Genomic DNA, 14,805 nt, shown 5'->3' with positions numbered 1-14,805 from the left:
TAGTTCCCGCGTTTCGGTAGGCCCCCGACCACCCGGAGTTGATATTGACCGTCGTTGCTACGGTCTCCCGCGACCGTCCAGAGAGGACCCAAGGTGAGACCGACCGCGATGATCCTGTGCGCCGGTGCGCTCGTGATGGCCACGAGCGGCTGTTCCGCCGACGAGACCGCCCTGCCGGACCAGCTCCGCGATCCGTGCGCGCTGCTCCCCGCCGACCTGCTGGGCCGGCTCGCGCCCGGCGCCCGGCCCAGCGCCTCGGCGAACCTCGGCGACCGCAGCGGCTCCCGGGAGTGCGCGGTCGACCTGACCAGCGGCACCTCGATGCGGGGTGATCTGGTGGTCACCGTGTCCGTCGACGCCGAGGGCATGTACGACGACGCGTGGCGGCAGGACCGGTGCGCGCGGATCGCCGCCGAGGAGACCACGGCGGGGCCCGGCGACAGGTCGTGCGCGGCGGTGCGCCCCTGGGACGGCGGCGAGACCCGGTTCGACGCCTGGGCCTGGCGCGGCGACCGCTACCAGGTGCGGGTCGCCTACCAGGTGGTGCAGCCCCAGACGCTGCCCCCCGACGCCGAGGCCGACCTGCGCGAGGTGCTCGACCAGGCGGTCCGGTCCCTCCCCGACTGACCCCGCCGCCCCCGTCGATCATGAAGTTGGCCGGCCGATCCTTCCGGGCCGCCACGTTCATGATCGACGGGGTGGTGGGTCAGGCGAACCAGGTGGCGGCCTGGCCGTGGCCGCGGGTCCAGGCGAGCGGGCGGCCGTCCAGGGCGAGGACGTTGTGGAACCCGCCGGCGGGCGGCTCGGGCAGCGTGGCGTGCGGCAGCGCGGCCGGGTCCTCGTTGGCGACCCAGTGCCCGGGCAGCGTCCCGACCAGCGCGGTGAAGGCCGACCGGCGCGCCGGCGGCACCTGGTAGAGCACCGAGCTGTGGAAGACGACGAGCGTCGCGTCCGCCGGGGCGCGCGCCGCCAGCGCCGGCAGGTCGTCGACCAGGTCGCCCCGGAGCAGCAGCGGCGGGTCGGACCCGGCGACCGCCGCCGCGGCGCGCAGCCGCTCCCGGCGATGCCGGTGCTCCGGCCAGATCAACGCGTCCAGCCAGGCCAGGTCCGCCGGGTCGGTGACATCGAGCGGGTTCACGTCCAGCCCGGCCCGCCACACCACCTCCGGTCGTCGCGCGGGCGGGGCGACGCCGGTGAGCACGCAGTCGAGCACCGGCTCGCCGTCGCCGACCAGCCGGTCGCCGTAGCGGTAGGCGTACCGGTCGGGGTAGAGGCAGAGGCCGGCGGAGGCGCCCACCTCCAGCAGCGCCAACGGCTGCGGCAGCGCGGCGAGCACCGGCAGCAGCGCGGCGCACCGGCCGGCCTCGTTGGTCTGCGTCGCCCGGCCCCGCATCTGCGCCGCGATCTCCGGCCAGCGCGCCGACACGTACGCCCGGAACGCCGCCGGGTCGTCCACCGGCCCGCCGCCCAGCCGCACCACGCCGAACAGCAGGTTCGGCTGGCGCTTGGCCGGCGGCAGCGTGTCGAGCAGGGCGAGCAGTTCCGCGTCGCGGGCCACCGCGCGGGACAGGCGTTCGTACGCCGGGGACACGCCGCGCGCCTCGCGGTCGGCGAATGCCAGATAGATGTCGGCCGTGGTCATTCCGTGAGCATCCCAGCTCCCGGGCGTCGTGGTCTGTGACCGTCCACACCTGTTGCCGCTCCGGCCGCGGGCCGAAGCCCTACCACGGGTCGCCATCCGCCTCGGCCGGAAGAGCCGCGGGACGGACCGTGAGACGCCGCGAGCGCGGCAGGGAGACCCCTGCCGCGCTCGCGCCACGGTGGAACGTCAGCTGCAACCGCTGGTGGAGCCGCAGCCCTCGCAGACGTAGCAGCTACCGGCCGGCCGCATCTTCGTGCCGCAGGTGAAGCAGAGCGGCGCGTCGGCGGCCTTGCCGATCACGGCCTCCAGCAGCTCGGTGCTGGAACCCACGGCCGGGGCGGGCTTGACGGCCGCGGCGTCGGCCAACTCCTGCGCCGGCTGGGCGACCGGGCCGGTCTTCGGCTCGGGCGCCTCGACCGGGGCGGAGGCGGCCATCGCGGTGAGGTCCGCACCGCTCGCCTCCGCCTCCGCCTCGGCCCGGAGCTGGGCGGCCCGCTCCTTGGCGGTGAAGATGCCCAGCTCCGCACGGCGGTCGTACGGCAGGAAGTCCAGCGCCAGGCGACGGAAGATGTAGTCCATCACCGAGGCGGCCATCCGCACGTCCGGGTCGTCGGTCATACCGGCCGGCTCGAAGCGCATGTTGGTGAACTTGCTGACGTACGTCTCCAGCGGAACGCCGTACTGGAGACCGATGGAGATGGCCACCGAGAAGGCGTCCATCACACCGGCCAGGGTCGAGCCCTGCTTCGACATCTTGAGGAAGACCTCGCCGAGGCCGTCGTCCGGGTAGGACGAGGCGGTGAGGTAGCCCTCCGCGCCGCCGACCGAGAAGGAGACCGTCTGCGACGGACGCTTCTTCGGCAGCCGCTTGCGCACCGGGCGGTACTCGACGACCCTCTCCACGACCTTCTCGACCTCGGCGGCCGGGGCCTGCGTCTCGGCGGTGGCCTTGTTCGGCTTGGCGGCCGACAGCGGCTGGCCCACCTTGCAGTTGTCCCGGTAGATCGCCAGCGCCTTCAGGCCGAGCTTCCAGCCCTCGAAGTAGATCTTCTCGACGTCCTCGACGGTCGCCTGCTCCGGCATGTTGACCGTCTTGGAGATGGCGCCGGAGATGAACGGCTGGACCGCCGCCATCATCCGCACGTGGCCCATCGGCGCGATCGAGCGCTCGCCCATGGCGCAGTCGAAGACCGGGTAGTGCTCCGGCTTCAGACCGGGGGCGTCCACCACGTGCCCGTGGTCGGCGATGTGCTCGACGATCGCCTCGACCTGCTCCTCGGGGTAGCCGAGGCTGCGCAGGGCGCGCGGGACGGTCTGGTTGACGATCTGCATCGAGCCGCCGCCGACCAGCTTCTTGAACTTCACCAGCGCCAGGTCCGGCTCGACGCCGGTGGTGTCGCAGTCCATCATCAGGCCGATGGTGCCGGTCGGGGCGAGCACGCTGGCCTGCGAGTTGCGCCAACCGTTCTTGTCACCGAGCTTGTTGCCCAGCGTCCACTGCTTGGTCGCCTCGCGCTGCAGGGCGGTGGCCACGGTGCCGGTCGGCTTGATCGCGTCGTTGGCGGCGGCGTGCTTGCGCATGACCCGCTTGTGCGGCTCGGCGTTGCGGGCGTAGCCGTCGTACGCGCCGACGATGCCGGCCAGCTCGGCGGAACGGCGGTAGGCGGTGCCGGTCATCAGCGAGGTGATCGCCGCGGACACCTCCCGTCCCTGCTCCGAGTCGTAGGGCAGGCCGGAGGCCATCAGCAGGGCGCCCAGGTTGGCGTACCCGATGCCGAGCTGCCGGTAGGCGCGGGTGGTCTCACCGATCTTCTCGGTCGGGAAGTCGGCGAAGCAGATCGAGATGTCCATCGCGGTGATGACGAACTCGACCGACCTGACGAACTTCTCCACCTCGAAGCCGCCGTCGGCGCGGAGGAACTTCATCAGGTTCAGCGAGGCCAGGTTGCACGAGGAGTTGTCCAGGTGCAGGTATTCCGAGCACGGGTTCGACGCGGTGATCCGCCCGGTCTCCGGGCAGGTGTGCCAGTCGTTGATCGTGTCGTCGTACTGCAGGCCCGGGTCGGCGCACTCCCAGGCGGCCTGGGAGATGGTGTGGAACAGCTTCTTCGCGTCGATCGTCTCGATGGTCTGCCCGTCGAGCCGGCCGCGCAGGTCGAAGCCGCCGCCGTTCTCCACCGCGGTCATGAACTCGTCGGAGACGCGGACCGAGTTGTTGGCGTTCTGGTACTGCACGCTGACGATGTCCGCGCCGCCCAGGTCCATGTCGAACCCGGCGTCGCGCAGCGCGCGGATCTTGTCCTCCTCGCGCGCCTTGGTCGCCACGAACTCCTCGATGTCCGGGTGGTCGACGTCGAGGATGACCATCTTGGCCGCCCGCCGTGTGGCGCCACCGGACTTGATGGTGCCGGCGGAGGCGTCCGCGCCGCGCATGAAGCTGACCGGGCCGGAGGCGGTGCCACCGGAGGAGAGCAGCTCCTTCGACGACCGGATCCGGGAGAGGTTGACCCCGGCGCCCGAGCCGCCCTGGAAGATCCGCCCCTCCTCCTTGTACCAGTCGAGGATGGAGTCCATCGAGTCGTCGACGGCCAGGATGAAGCAGGCGCTGACCTGCTGCGGCGACGGCGTGCCGACGTTGAACCAGACCGGCGAGTTGAAGCTGAACACCTGGTGCAGCAGCATCCAGGTCAGCTCGTGCGCGAACACCTCGGCGTCGGCCGGGCCGGCGAAGTAGCCGTACTCCTCACCGGCGGTGCGGTAGGTGTCGACCACCCGGTCGATCAACTGCCGCAGCGACCACTCGCGCTCCGGGGTCCCCACCGCGCCCCGGAAGTACTTGGTGGTCACGATGTTGGCCGCGTTGACCGACCAGGACTCGGGGAACTCCACCCCACGCTGCTCGAAGTTGATCGAGCCGTCCCGCCAGTTCGTCATCACGACGTCGCGGCGCTCCCAGGCGACCTCGTCGTAGGGATGCACCCCCTCGGTCGTCCAGACGCGCTCGATCTTCAGCCCCGCCCCGGCCTTGTTCCGTGACTTGCTGGTCGTCACGCCCTCGCCCCCCTCGTCGGCACGGTCACCCACCGCGCCTCGTCTACAACCTGTCAGAAACTCGAAAATGTCAGCTGATCGCGCCGGCGGCCTCGGCCGCTCCGGCACCGGCGCCCTCCCGGGCGCGCGCGGCGGACCGCAGCGTCTCGATCTCCCGCTCGAAGTCGGCGAGCGAGTCGAAGGACCGGTAGACGCTGGCGAACCGCAGGTAGGCCACCTCGTCCAGGTCACGCAACGGGCCGAGGATGGCCAGGCCCACGTCGTGACTGGGGATCTCGGCGGCCCCCCTGGCGCGGACGGTCTCCTCGACCTTCTGTGCCAGCAGCGCGATCGAGTCGTCGTCGACCGGCCGGCCCTGGCACGCCTTGCGCACCCCGCCGATGATCTTCGTGCGGCTGAACGGCTCGGTCACCCCGCTGCGCTTGACCACCGCGAGCACCGCCTCCTCGACGGTGGTGAACCGCTTGCCGCACTCCGGGCAGGACCGCCGCCGCCGGATGAGCTGGCCGTCGTCGGCCTCCCGCGAGTCGACCACCCGGGAGTCGGCGTGCCGGCAGTACGGACACCGCATCGCCCGACCTCCTCCATCGACCACGGGCACACCCACCGACCCTCGGGCACGCGTCGACACGGCGGAGCCATCGGTCGATGACCGTCGCCGGGTGCGCGATGCGGGAGTGCGTTCGGTAGTTGAACCCAACCTGTAGGCAACTTACGCCCATGTGACTACTACATCTAGGGGTTGACCGTATGTCGTCCCACTAGCGAGGTCAAGTTGGCCGGCGTGTCCGGCGCGTCATCAGGATCACGTCCGCCGCGACCTCGCCGAGGAGCCCAACGGTGGGCGCCCGCCCCCGGTCACGGGCCGCCGGGATAGAACATTCGTTCGAGTGCGACGTACCATTTATCAGAACAGCCGTTCGGAAATCCAGGATTTCGACGCGACACGCCGACACCACGTCGTACAGATGTTTGAAAATGGCCGATCTCACCTATACGGTCAGATCCACACGCACCACGAGCCGACGAGGCACCCAGCGCCGACCAGGGAGGACGGATGTGACCGAGGACCGGGCCAGCCGGCAGAAGAACCCGCAGCCGATCGACGGGGCGGGGCCGCCGGCGACCCGTCGCCCCCGCGCCGCGCGCAGCCGCGCCGCCCAGCCGGCGGTGCGACCGGTCACGCCGGTGGTCAGCAGCTTCCCCGACCCGGCGACGGTCGACCTGACCGCCCGGCAGCGCCGGATCCTGGAGTTCATCCGCACCTGGGTGGAGCGCCACGGCTACCCGCCGAGCGTGCGCGAGATCGGCGAAGCGGTCGGCCTGGTCTCCCCGTCCAGCGTCGCCTACCAGCTCAAGGAGCTGGAGAAGAAGGGCTTCCTGCGCCGCGACCCGAACCGGCCGCGCGCCGTCGACGTCCGCGCGCCGAGTGACGCCGACGACGAGGCCGCCCGCGCCCAGCGCCCCGCCCCGGCGTACGTGCCGATGCTGGGTCGGATCGCCGCCGGTGGGCCGATCCTCGCCGAGCAGGCGGTGGAGGACATCTTCCCCCTCCCCCGCGAGTTGGTCGGTGAGGGCGAGGTCTTCATGCTCCAGGTCAAGGGCGACTCGATGCTCGACGCGGCGATCTGCGACGGCGACTGGGTGGTCGTCCGGCAGCAGCCCAACGCCGAGGTGGGTGACATCGTGGCGGCGATGCTCGAGGGCGAGGCGACGGTGAAGACCTACCGGCGACGGGACGGGCACGTCTGGCTGATGCCGCAGAACCCCGCGTTCGACCCGATCCCCGGTGACGACGCCACCATCATGGGCCGCGTGGTCGCGGTGCTGCGCCGGATCTGACGCGCCGACGAGAGGAGGGGGTGACCGTCACCGGTCACCCCCTCCTCGCACGTCCGTCGTCTCAGTAGCGGTCGCCCCGGTAGTCCCGGCTGCCGGAGACGGGCCCGTACTGGCCGCCCCGGTCGTCGCGACGGCCGCCGCGCGGATCCCGCGGGTCCGGCTCACGACGCGGCGGCTCGGCCCGGCCACCCGGCCGACCCCCACCGCCCGGCGGCTGCCCGCGGCGCCCCGCGCCGTCCGGCCCGGGGCCGTAGCCGCCCCGGCCGCCGCCCTGGCCCGGGCCGGCGGGCCCGCCACCGCCGTAGACGCCACCGCCGGGGCCGGGCCGGGCCCCGTTGGCGCCACCGGCCGGCCGGCCGCCACCGCCGTAGACCCCGCCGCCCTGCGGACGGCCACCCTGCTGCCCGCCGTAGACGCCGCCCGGGGGCCGGCCACCGCCGTAGACCCCGCCGGCCGGTGGGCGCTCGCCGTTCGCGGCGCCACCGTAGACGCCACCGCCCTGGCCACCGCCGTAGACGCCGCCGCGCGGCGGCGCGTCGGGCCGGCTGCCGGACGGGAAGCCGTTGTTCACCGGGAACTCGCCGCTGCGCTCGGGCTCGTCGGCCGCCTCGGCGGGCGCCGGCTTGCGCCGGGCCCGCAGGATGCCGAAGACGCCCGCGCCGACCAGCAGCGCGCCGAGCACCCCGACCGCGGCGATCAGGTACGTGATCTCGTCGAGCGAGAGCCCTTCGAGCCAGGACTTCTGGGCGGCCGCCCTGGTCTCGACGTTGCCGCCGTTGGGCAGCGCCTCGACGCCGGTGGTGGCCGGCGTGTAGCCGAGGATGTCGATCGGGTCGGACGGGTCCAGCGACCCGCCGTCGGAGACGGTGACGAACGACTTCCCGTCGGGGGTGTAGGAGATGGCCTCGCCGAACGGGTCGGCGAGCGGGGTGACCCGGGGCTTGCCGGAGGTGAGCGCCTTGACGATGTCACCGCCGGTCACGTCGAACTCGAACGCGTCGGCGTACGTGCGCAGCACCACCCGGGCGCCGTCCGGCGACCGGGCCGCGCCGGTGACCAGCGCCCGCCCCGGTGAACCGAGCTTGTTCTCGGTGTTCGTCCGGGGGAGCGTGACCTCGCCGACCTTCTTCATCGGGATCGGTTCGGTGTCGGGGCCCGCCTTCAGTTTCACCGTCGGCGTGAAGATCTCCGACTTGCCGGAGAGTTCCTTCGTGATCACCAGCGGCAGGTTGTCGTCGCCGATGAGCAGCGCCTCGGCGTCGTGCGGCTCCTTGCCCGGGTAGCTGAGTCGGTGCAGCACCGGCTGCTTGGCGCCGCTGATCGGCATCGTCCAGACCGCGACGCGCTCCCGCCGGGTCTTCTTCTCGACGTTGTCGCCGGTGTCGGCGATCCAGAGCGTCTTGCGGTCCGGCCCGAGGGCCAGGTCCTCGGTGTCGAAGGGGCCGTCACCGGAGTAGCGGACCGCATCCTTGTCGATCTTGCACTTGGCGTCGAGGTAGAAGACCCGCTTGCGACTGTCGTCCTCGGTGCCGTCGTTGACGACGACGTAGCCGTTGGCGGTGGCGACCAGGCCGGACAGCTCGCGTAGACGCTCGTCGGTGACCGTGCACTTCTTCTTGGGAGCCGCGGCCAGCACCGGGGCCGCGGCGGGGGCCGCCGGGGCCGGCCCGGCCGGCGCCACGACCGCGCCGACCAGGCCGAGCGCGAGCGTGACCGAGGAGACAACGTGCCGCATGGCGCTCAGTGTCGCACGACCCGGGTTTCGGGCGGGTGACGCCGGACGGCTCACCGCCCGGCGCCCACCCGCTCCTCGCTGGTGAGCCGGTCCCCCGCGCGGTACGGGGCCAGCTCGGCGGCGAGCGCCTGCCCCACCCGCACGTGCAGCAGGGTGCCCTCGGGCAGGTGCGCGGTGCTCAGCACCTCACCCTGCCGGTGCACCCGGGCCACCAGGTCACCCCGGTCGTACGGGAGCACCGCCCGGACCTCGACGGCCGGCCGGGGCAGGCGGCGCTCGATCGCCTCGCGCAGCTCGTCGACCCCGCGCCCGGTGTGCGCCGAGACGAACACCGCCTCCGGCCAGAGCCGCTTGAGCCGCAGCATCGTCTCCTCGTCGGTGGCGTCGGTCTTGTTGACCGCCAGCAGTTCCGGCAGCCGGTCGGCGCCCACCTCGGCGAGCACCTCGCGGACCGCCCGGACCTGCTCCTCCGGATCCGGGTGGGTGCCGTCGACCACGTGCACCACCAGGTCGGCGTCGCCGACCTCCTCCAGCGTCGAGCGGAACGCCTCGACGATCTGGTGCGGCAGGTGCCGGACGAACCCGACCGTGTCGGAGAGCGTGTAGAGCCGCCCGTCGGAGGTGGTCGCCCGGCGGGTGGTCGGGTCCAGCGTGGCGAACAGCGCGTTCTCCACCAGCACGCCCGCCCCGGTGAGGCGGTTGAGCAGGCTGGACTTGCCGGCGTTGGTGTAGCCGGCGATGGCCACCGCCGGCACCGCGTTGCGGGACCGCCGGGCGCGCTTGGTCTGGCGTACGGTGGTCATGCTCTTGATCTCGCGGCGCAGCCGCGCGATGCGGTGCCGGATCCGACGCCGGTCGGTCTCCAGCTTGGTCTCACCGGGGCCACGCAGGCCCACGCCGCCGCCGGCGCCGCCGCCGCGGCCGCTACCACCGGTCTGCCGGGAGAGCGTCTCACCCCAACCACGCAGGCGCGGCAGCAGGTATTCGAGCTGGGCCAGCTCGACCTGCGCCTTGCCCTCCTTGCTCTTGGCGTGCTGGGCGAAGATGTCGAGGATCAGGGCGGTGCGGTCGACCACCTTGACCTTGGTGCGCTGCTCGAGGTTACGGAGCTGCGACGGGGACAGCTCACCGTCGCAGATGACCGTGTCGGCGCCGGTGGCGAGCACCACCGCGCCCAGGTCGTCGACCTTTCCCCGGCCGATGTAGGTCGCCGGGTCGGGTCGGTTGCGGCGCTGGATCAGCCCTTCGAGCACCTGCGAGCCGGCCGTCTCGGCCAGCGCCGCCAGCTCGGTGAGGCTGTTGTCGGCGTCGGACTGGGTGCCCTCGGTCCAGACCCCCACCAGGACGACCCGCTCCAGCCGCAGCTGGCGGTATTCGACCTCGGTGATGTCGGTCAGCTCGGTGGAGAGGCCGGGGACCCGCCGCAGCGCCTGCCGCTCCGACAGCTCGTACTCGCCGGTGGTGGCGTCGAGCGCGTCGTCCTCGAAGGGATGGAAGGTCTCCTGCTGCTCGCGCAAACTGCGTCTCCTGTCCGTTATGTGCATCGCCGAGAATTTTCGGCGCGTGACAGCAATCCTGACATGTGACAACGCGGGACGCACCCGTGTTATGCCCGTGGCGCTACCCACCGGTAGCGGGGCCGGATGCCGGCCGACCTGGCCGGGCGGGTAGAAATGCCAGTCGAGCCGCTCAGCGTCGACGGAGGAGTGTTTTCTCGTGGCCATCACCCGACTGCCGAGTGCGGGGTTCTCCATCACCATCCGGATCGCGGTGCCCGCCGACGCCTCCTCCATCGGCCGCCTGACCACCGCGGCGGGCGAGGCCGGCGCCATCGTCACCGCGCTGGACGTGGTGGACTCCGACCCGACCAACGTGATCGTCGACCTCACCTGCGACACCGCCGACGCCGGCCACGCCGACCAGGTCGTCGACGCGCTCACCGCGCTCGACGGGGTGGACGTGCGCAAGGTCTCCGACCGCACGTTCCTGCTGCACCTCGGCGGCAAGATCGAGGTCACCCCGAAGGTTGCGCTGCGCACCCGGGACGAGTTGTCCCGCGCGTATACCCCGGGGGTGGCCCGGGTCTGCATGGCGATCGCGGAGAACCCGGCCGACGCCCGCCGGCTCACCATCAAGCGCAACACGGTCGCCGTGGTCAGCGACGGCTCCGCGGTGCTCGGCCTGGGCAACCTCGGCCCGGCCGCCTCGCTGCCGGTGATGGAGGGCAAGGCCGCGCTGTTCAAGCGCTTCGGCGGGGTGGACGCCTGGCCGGTGGTGCTGGACACCCAGGACACCGACGAGATCGTGGCCATCGTCAAGGCCATCGCGCCGGCGTACGGCGGGATCAACCTGGAGGACATCGCCGCGCCGCGCTGCTTCGAGATCGAGGCCCGGCTGCGCGAGGCCCTGGACATCCCGGTCTTCCACGACGACCAGCACGGCACCGCGATCTGCGTGCTGGCCGCGCTCACCAACGCGCTGCGCGTCGTGGGCAAGCAGCTCGCGGACGTGCGGGTCGTGGTCTCCGGCGCCGGCGCGGCCGGCACCGCGATCATGAAGCTGCTGCTGCGCCAGGGCGTGGGCGACATCATCGCGTACGACCGGCAGGGCGCCCTGCACCGCGGGCTGCCCGACCTCAACCCGGCCTGGCAGTGGCTGGCCGAGAACACCAACAAGGAGAACTACTCCGGCGACCTGGCCGGGGCGGTGCGCGGCGCGGACGTCTTCATCGGGGTGAGCGCACCGAACCTGCTCACCGGCGACGACGTCGCCGCGATGGCGAAGGACGCGATCGTGTTCGCGCTGGCCAACCCGGACCCGGAGGTCGACCCGCGGGAGGCGCGCAAGCACGCCGCCGTGGTCGCCACCGGCCGCTCCGACCAGCCGAACCAGATCAACAACGTGCTCGCCTTCCCCGGCGTGTTCCGCGGCATGCTCGACGCGCACGCCGAGGAGTTCACCGAGGAGATGGCGATCGCGGCCGCCCGGGCCATCGCCGACGTGGTCGGCGAGGAGAAGATCAACCCCACCGTGATCGTGCCCAGCGTCTTCGACTCGCGGGTCGCCCCGGCGGTGGCCGCCGCGGTACGCGCCGCCGCGCAGAACCCGGCCGTGACGCCGCCGCCGGCGGCCGACCCCGGTCCGGCCGACCTCCCCGAGATCGCCGCCAACGCCAGCGCCACCCCCTGACGGAGTCGCCCGCGCCCCCGCCGCACCCGCTCCGCCCCTCCCCGGCGTGTCGGCCGCACCCCACCCCCGCCCGGCGCACCCCACCCGGCGGGTCGGCCGCACCCCGCCCCTGCCCGGCGGGTCGGCCCGCACCCCGCTCCCGCCCGGCGCACCCCACCCGGCGGGTCGGCCGCACCCCGCCCCTGCCCCGCGGGTCGGCCCGCACCCCGCTCCCGCCCGGCGCACCCCACCCGGCGGGTCGGCCGCACCCCGCCCCTGCCCCGCGGGTCGGCCCGCACCCCGCTCCCGCCCGGCGCACCCCACCCGGCGGGTCGGCCGCACCCCGCCCCTGCCCGGCGGGTCGGCCCGCACCCGCCCTCGCCCGGCGCACGCCACCCGGCGTGTCGCGGTCGAGAGAGGTGAAGACTGAGGAGCGATATACCGCTGAGTCATAAATATGACCAGGCGGTATATCACTTCTCAGTCATCCCCTCACCCGCCGGCCGTCACACGGCGTCACCACCGCGCCCGAAGCGGCGACGCCCGGGACGAGCCGTGCCGGGCCGAGGGGCAGGGAGGAAAGGTGGCAGCTTCCCGGGGCACGGAAGGTGAGCCCAGGAGCGCCACGACCCGGCAAGCCGCAGGCCCGGGCGAGCCGCAGGCCCGGGCGAGCCGCGGGCCCGGGCGAGCCGCGGGCCCGCCGAGCCCTCAGTCAGGCAAGCCCCGTGCCAGGCAAGCCCCGAGCCGGCAAGCAGGGCGGCGGGCGTCCGGGGAAGCGGGGCGTCGAAGCTCAGGGAAGCAGGGCTGCGGGGGCCAGCGTGCCGGTGGCGACCAGGACGGCCGGGCCGGCCAGCCAGCACGAGTCGGCGCTGACCGTGACGGTGAGCCGGCCACCCGGCACGTCCACCGCCACCGTGCCGGTCTCCCGGTCGCCGTCGCGCAGCGCCACCGCCGCCACCGCGCAGGCACCGGTGCCGCAGGAGAGCGTCTCGGCCGAACCCCGCTCGTAGACCCGCATCAGCACGTGCCCGTCGGCGCCGTCGACCGGCTCACCGGGCGTGGTGAACTCGACGTTCACCCCGGACGGGAAGACCGCGGCGTCGACCTCGGGCGCGCGGGTCAGGTCGAGGCCGGTCAGGTCCAGCGCGGCGGGCAGCGCGCACACCAGGTGCGGGTTGCCGACGTCCACGGCCGCGCCGGGCAGCGTCAACCCGCCCAGGGTGGCGGTGGCGGTGTCGTACAGGCGGGGGCGGCGCATCTCGACCGCCACGTCGGCGCCCTCGACCCGGGCCCGCACCAGACCGGCGCGGGTCGCGATCGGCAGCGTCCCGCCCGACGGGGCGACGGCAAGCGAACGCTCCAGCAGATAGCGCACGAACACCCGGGCGCCGTTGCCGCACATCTCGGCGAACGAGCCGTCGGAGTTCCAGTAGTCCATGAACCACTCGGCCTCGCCGGCCAGCGCGACACCCTCCGGGTGCTTGGCCGCGCGAACCACGCGCAGCACGCCGTCGCCGCCGAGCCCGAGCCGCCGGTCGCAGAGCGCGGCGACCAGACCGGGCGTCAGGTCGAGCGCGCCGTCCGGGTCGGGCAGGATGACGAAGTCGTTGCCGGTGCCGTGGCCCTTGGTGAACTCCACGGTCCCATCATCGCCGATGCTCGGCGACCACCCGCAGGGCAGTGTCGAGAAACGCGGGCGAGGCCGAGTCCAGCCAGTGGACGCGCGGGTCACGCCGGAACCACGAACGTTGCCGGCGGACGAAGCGGCGGGTGGCCCGGATCGTCTCCTCGTACGCCTGCGTCTCGGTCAGCTCGCCGGTCAGGAAGCGCAGCACCTGCTGGTAGCCGAGCGCCCGGCTGGCCGTACGCCCCTCGGGCAGCCCCGCGTCGACCAGCGCGCGTACCTCCTCGACCAGGCCGTCGGCCCACATCCGGTCCACCCGCAGGGCGATCCGCTCGTCCAGGAGCGCGGTGTCCAGGTCCACCCCGAGCTGCACCGACGGGTAGTACGGCGTGGGCGCCGGCAGCGACGCGGTGAACGGCGCGCCGGTCAGCTCGACCACCTCCAGCGCCCGGACGATCCGCCGGCCGTTGGTGGGCAGGATGCCGGCCGCCGCCCGCGGGTCGGCCTGGGCCAGCCGGGCGTGCAGGGGGGCGGGGCCGACCTCGGCCAACTCGGCCTCCAGCCGTTCCCGCAGCGCCGGATCGGTGCCGGGGAACTCGAACTGCTCCAGCACCGCCCGCACGTAGAGCCCGGAGCCGCCCACCAGCAGCGGCACCCGCCCCCGGGCCAGGATGTCGTCGACCGCCGCGCGGGCCAGCTTCTGGTACTCCGCGACGCTGGCCGGCTCGGTCACCGGCCAGATGTCGAGCAGGTGGTGCGGCACGCCCTCCCGCTCGGCCGGGGTCAGCTTGGCGGTGCCGACGTCCATCCCCCGGTAGAGCTGCATCGAGTCGGCGTTGACCACCTCTCCGCCCAGCGCGTGCGCCAGCGCGATGCTCAACGCCGACTTGCCGGCCGCGGTCGGCCCCACCACCGCCACGACGGTGTCGCCCGCGCTCACACCCGCTCCCAGTTCGCCACGAAGTAGGCAACGCCGTACGGGGCCTCCTGGTAGCTGACCTCGCCGCGCCAGTCGCCGCCCGCCGCCTCGACCGCGCCGGCCAGCACCTGCCACGCCGACCGCCCGGCGACCCGCAGCTCGGCAGAGAGCACCGGGTCCAGGCCGCGCAGCGCCTCGACGTCCGTGCCGGCCAGGGCCGCGGCGACCCCCTCGTCGTACGCCTGCGCGCGCGGGTCGTCGTACCCCGGAGCCTTGACGCCGCGGCAGGCGGAGCCGTCGCCGAGCACGAGCAGTGCGCACCGGGGGTCGTCGTCGGCGAGCAGCGTCGCGCCCAGCGCCACCGCGTCGGCCGGGGCGGCGTCGACGGCGACCGACCGGGCGAGCCGGGGCAGGTCGGTGCCGGAGCGGTTCAACAGCCAGGCGCCGATGGTCAGGCTCAGCGGCAACACCTCCGCCCCTGAGCAGGCCGTCTTCCACAGCCGCACGGGTCGGGCGAGCCCGTAGCCACGGAGAGAACCCGAGTCGGCGGCGTTGAAGGTCCGGCTCGCTGGCCCACCGCCGACCAGCAGGAGCGCTTCGGGCTCGGCGGCGAGCAGCCGGGCGATCGCCACGTCGGCGGCGGCGCGCAGGTCGTCCAGCTCGGGCGCGGCGGCGCCGGCCAGCTCGGGCACGATCAGCGGCGGATGGGGGCAGACGGCGGCGGCGACCAGGGACACGGCTCCAACCTATCGGGATCACCCGGTGCGTCCCCGCGCCGATCCGGTCATCGAGGGCGTACGACACCGTATGGTCACGGTCGACGA

General features: G+C 73.3%; 11 protein-coding genes. 3 read left to right on the top strand and 8 right to left on the bottom strand.

The window, feature by feature from the left end:
- The first annotated feature begins 93 nt into the window (after positions 1–93).
- Complete coding sequence (locus tag ACN27B_RS17860) at positions 94–627, top strand: hypothetical protein (protein ID WP_157779106.1); 534 nt, start codon at positions 94–96, stop codon at positions 625–627.
- Positions 628–706: 79 nt separating this feature from the next.
- Here the strand turns inward: ACN27B_RS17860 and ACN27B_RS17855 are convergent, their stop codons facing one another.
- The 3 genes from ACN27B_RS17855 to nrdR all read right to left on the bottom strand — a co-directional run bounded on the left by ACN27B_RS17855 (position 707) and on the right by nrdR (position 5,264).
- Entirely contained in the window at positions 707–1,642 is a 936-nt protein-coding gene (locus tag ACN27B_RS17855) for a DUF2332 family protein (protein WP_422741043.1), read from the bottom strand.
- A gap of 186 nt (positions 1,643–1,828) precedes the next feature.
- Positions 1,829–4,726 (bottom strand): vitamin B12-dependent ribonucleotide reductase, encoded by a 2,898-nt coding sequence (locus tag ACN27B_RS17850; protein WP_422741042.1) that lies wholly within the window; start codon positions 4,724–4,726, stop codon positions 1,829–1,831.
- Between the two features lie 37 nt (positions 4,727–4,763).
- A complete protein-coding gene (gene nrdR / locus ACN27B_RS17845; protein WP_091579656.1) occupies positions 4,764–5,264 on the bottom strand; it encodes a transcriptional regulator NrdR in 501 nt (166 codons plus the stop codon).
- 488 nt (positions 5,265–5,752) lie between these two features.
- Here nrdR and lexA point away from each other — a divergent pair, with 488 nt between their 5' ends.
- Positions 5,753–6,535: a transcriptional repressor LexA gene (gene lexA, locus ACN27B_RS17840; RefSeq protein WP_422741041.1), complete on the top strand. Its 783-nt coding sequence runs from the start codon at positions 5,753–5,755 to the stop codon at positions 6,533–6,535.
- 61 nt (positions 6,536–6,596) lie between these two features.
- Here lexA and ACN27B_RS17835 read toward each other — a convergent pair whose 3' ends face one another.
- Together ACN27B_RS17835 and hflX are read right to left on the bottom strand one after the other, a co-directional pair.
- Entirely contained in the window at positions 6,597–8,270 is a 1,674-nt protein-coding gene (locus ACN27B_RS17835; RefSeq protein WP_422741040.1) for a hypothetical protein, read from the bottom strand.
- Between the two features lie 50 nt (positions 8,271–8,320).
- Positions 8,321–9,814 carry a GTPase HflX gene (gene hflX / locus ACN27B_RS17830; protein ID WP_099162007.1) on the bottom strand — a complete coding sequence of 498 codons (1,494 nt, stop codon included), beginning with the start codon at positions 9,812–9,814 and terminating at the stop codon, positions 8,321–8,323.
- Positions 9,815–9,986: 172 nt separating this feature from the next.
- Between hflX and ACN27B_RS17825 the strand changes: the two genes are divergently transcribed.
- Positions 9,987–11,459, top strand: a complete 1,473-nt coding sequence (locus tag ACN27B_RS17825) for an NAD-dependent malic enzyme (protein WP_099162008.1) — start codon at positions 9,987–9,989, stop codon at positions 11,457–11,459.
- 769 nt (positions 11,460–12,228) lie between these two features.
- On the opposite strand, the gene dapF is transcribed toward ACN27B_RS17825, so the two are convergent.
- The 3 genes from dapF to ACN27B_RS17810 are packed head-to-tail and all read right to left on the bottom strand — an operon-like array spanning position 12,229 to position 14,718.
- Positions 12,229–13,077, bottom strand: a complete 849-nt coding sequence (dapF, locus tag ACN27B_RS17820; RefSeq protein WP_422741039.1) for a diaminopimelate epimerase — start codon at positions 13,075–13,077, stop codon at positions 12,229–12,231.
- A gap of 7 nt (positions 13,078–13,084) precedes the next feature.
- Positions 13,085–14,116 carry a tRNA (adenosine(37)-N6)-dimethylallyltransferase MiaA gene (gene miaA / locus ACN27B_RS17815; protein WP_422741038.1) on the bottom strand — a complete coding sequence of 344 codons (1,032 nt, stop codon included), beginning with the start codon at positions 14,114–14,116 and terminating at the stop codon, positions 13,085–13,087.
- Positions 13,999–14,718 (bottom strand): class III extradiol dioxygenase subunit B-like domain-containing protein, encoded by a 720-nt coding sequence (locus ACN27B_RS17810; protein WP_422741037.1) that lies wholly within the window; start codon positions 14,716–14,718, stop codon positions 13,999–14,001. The genes miaA and ACN27B_RS17810 overlap by 118 nt, the downstream gene beginning before the upstream one ends.
- Between the last annotated feature and the right edge of the window lie 87 nt (positions 14,719–14,805).

The sequence above is a fragment of the Micromonospora sp. WMMD754 genome, from assembly GCF_049315235.1.
Taxonomy (GTDB): Bacteria; Actinomycetota; Actinomycetes; order Mycobacteriales; family Micromonosporaceae; genus Micromonospora; species Micromonospora sediminicola.
This window is presented reverse-complemented; position numbering and strand designations above follow the sequence as displayed.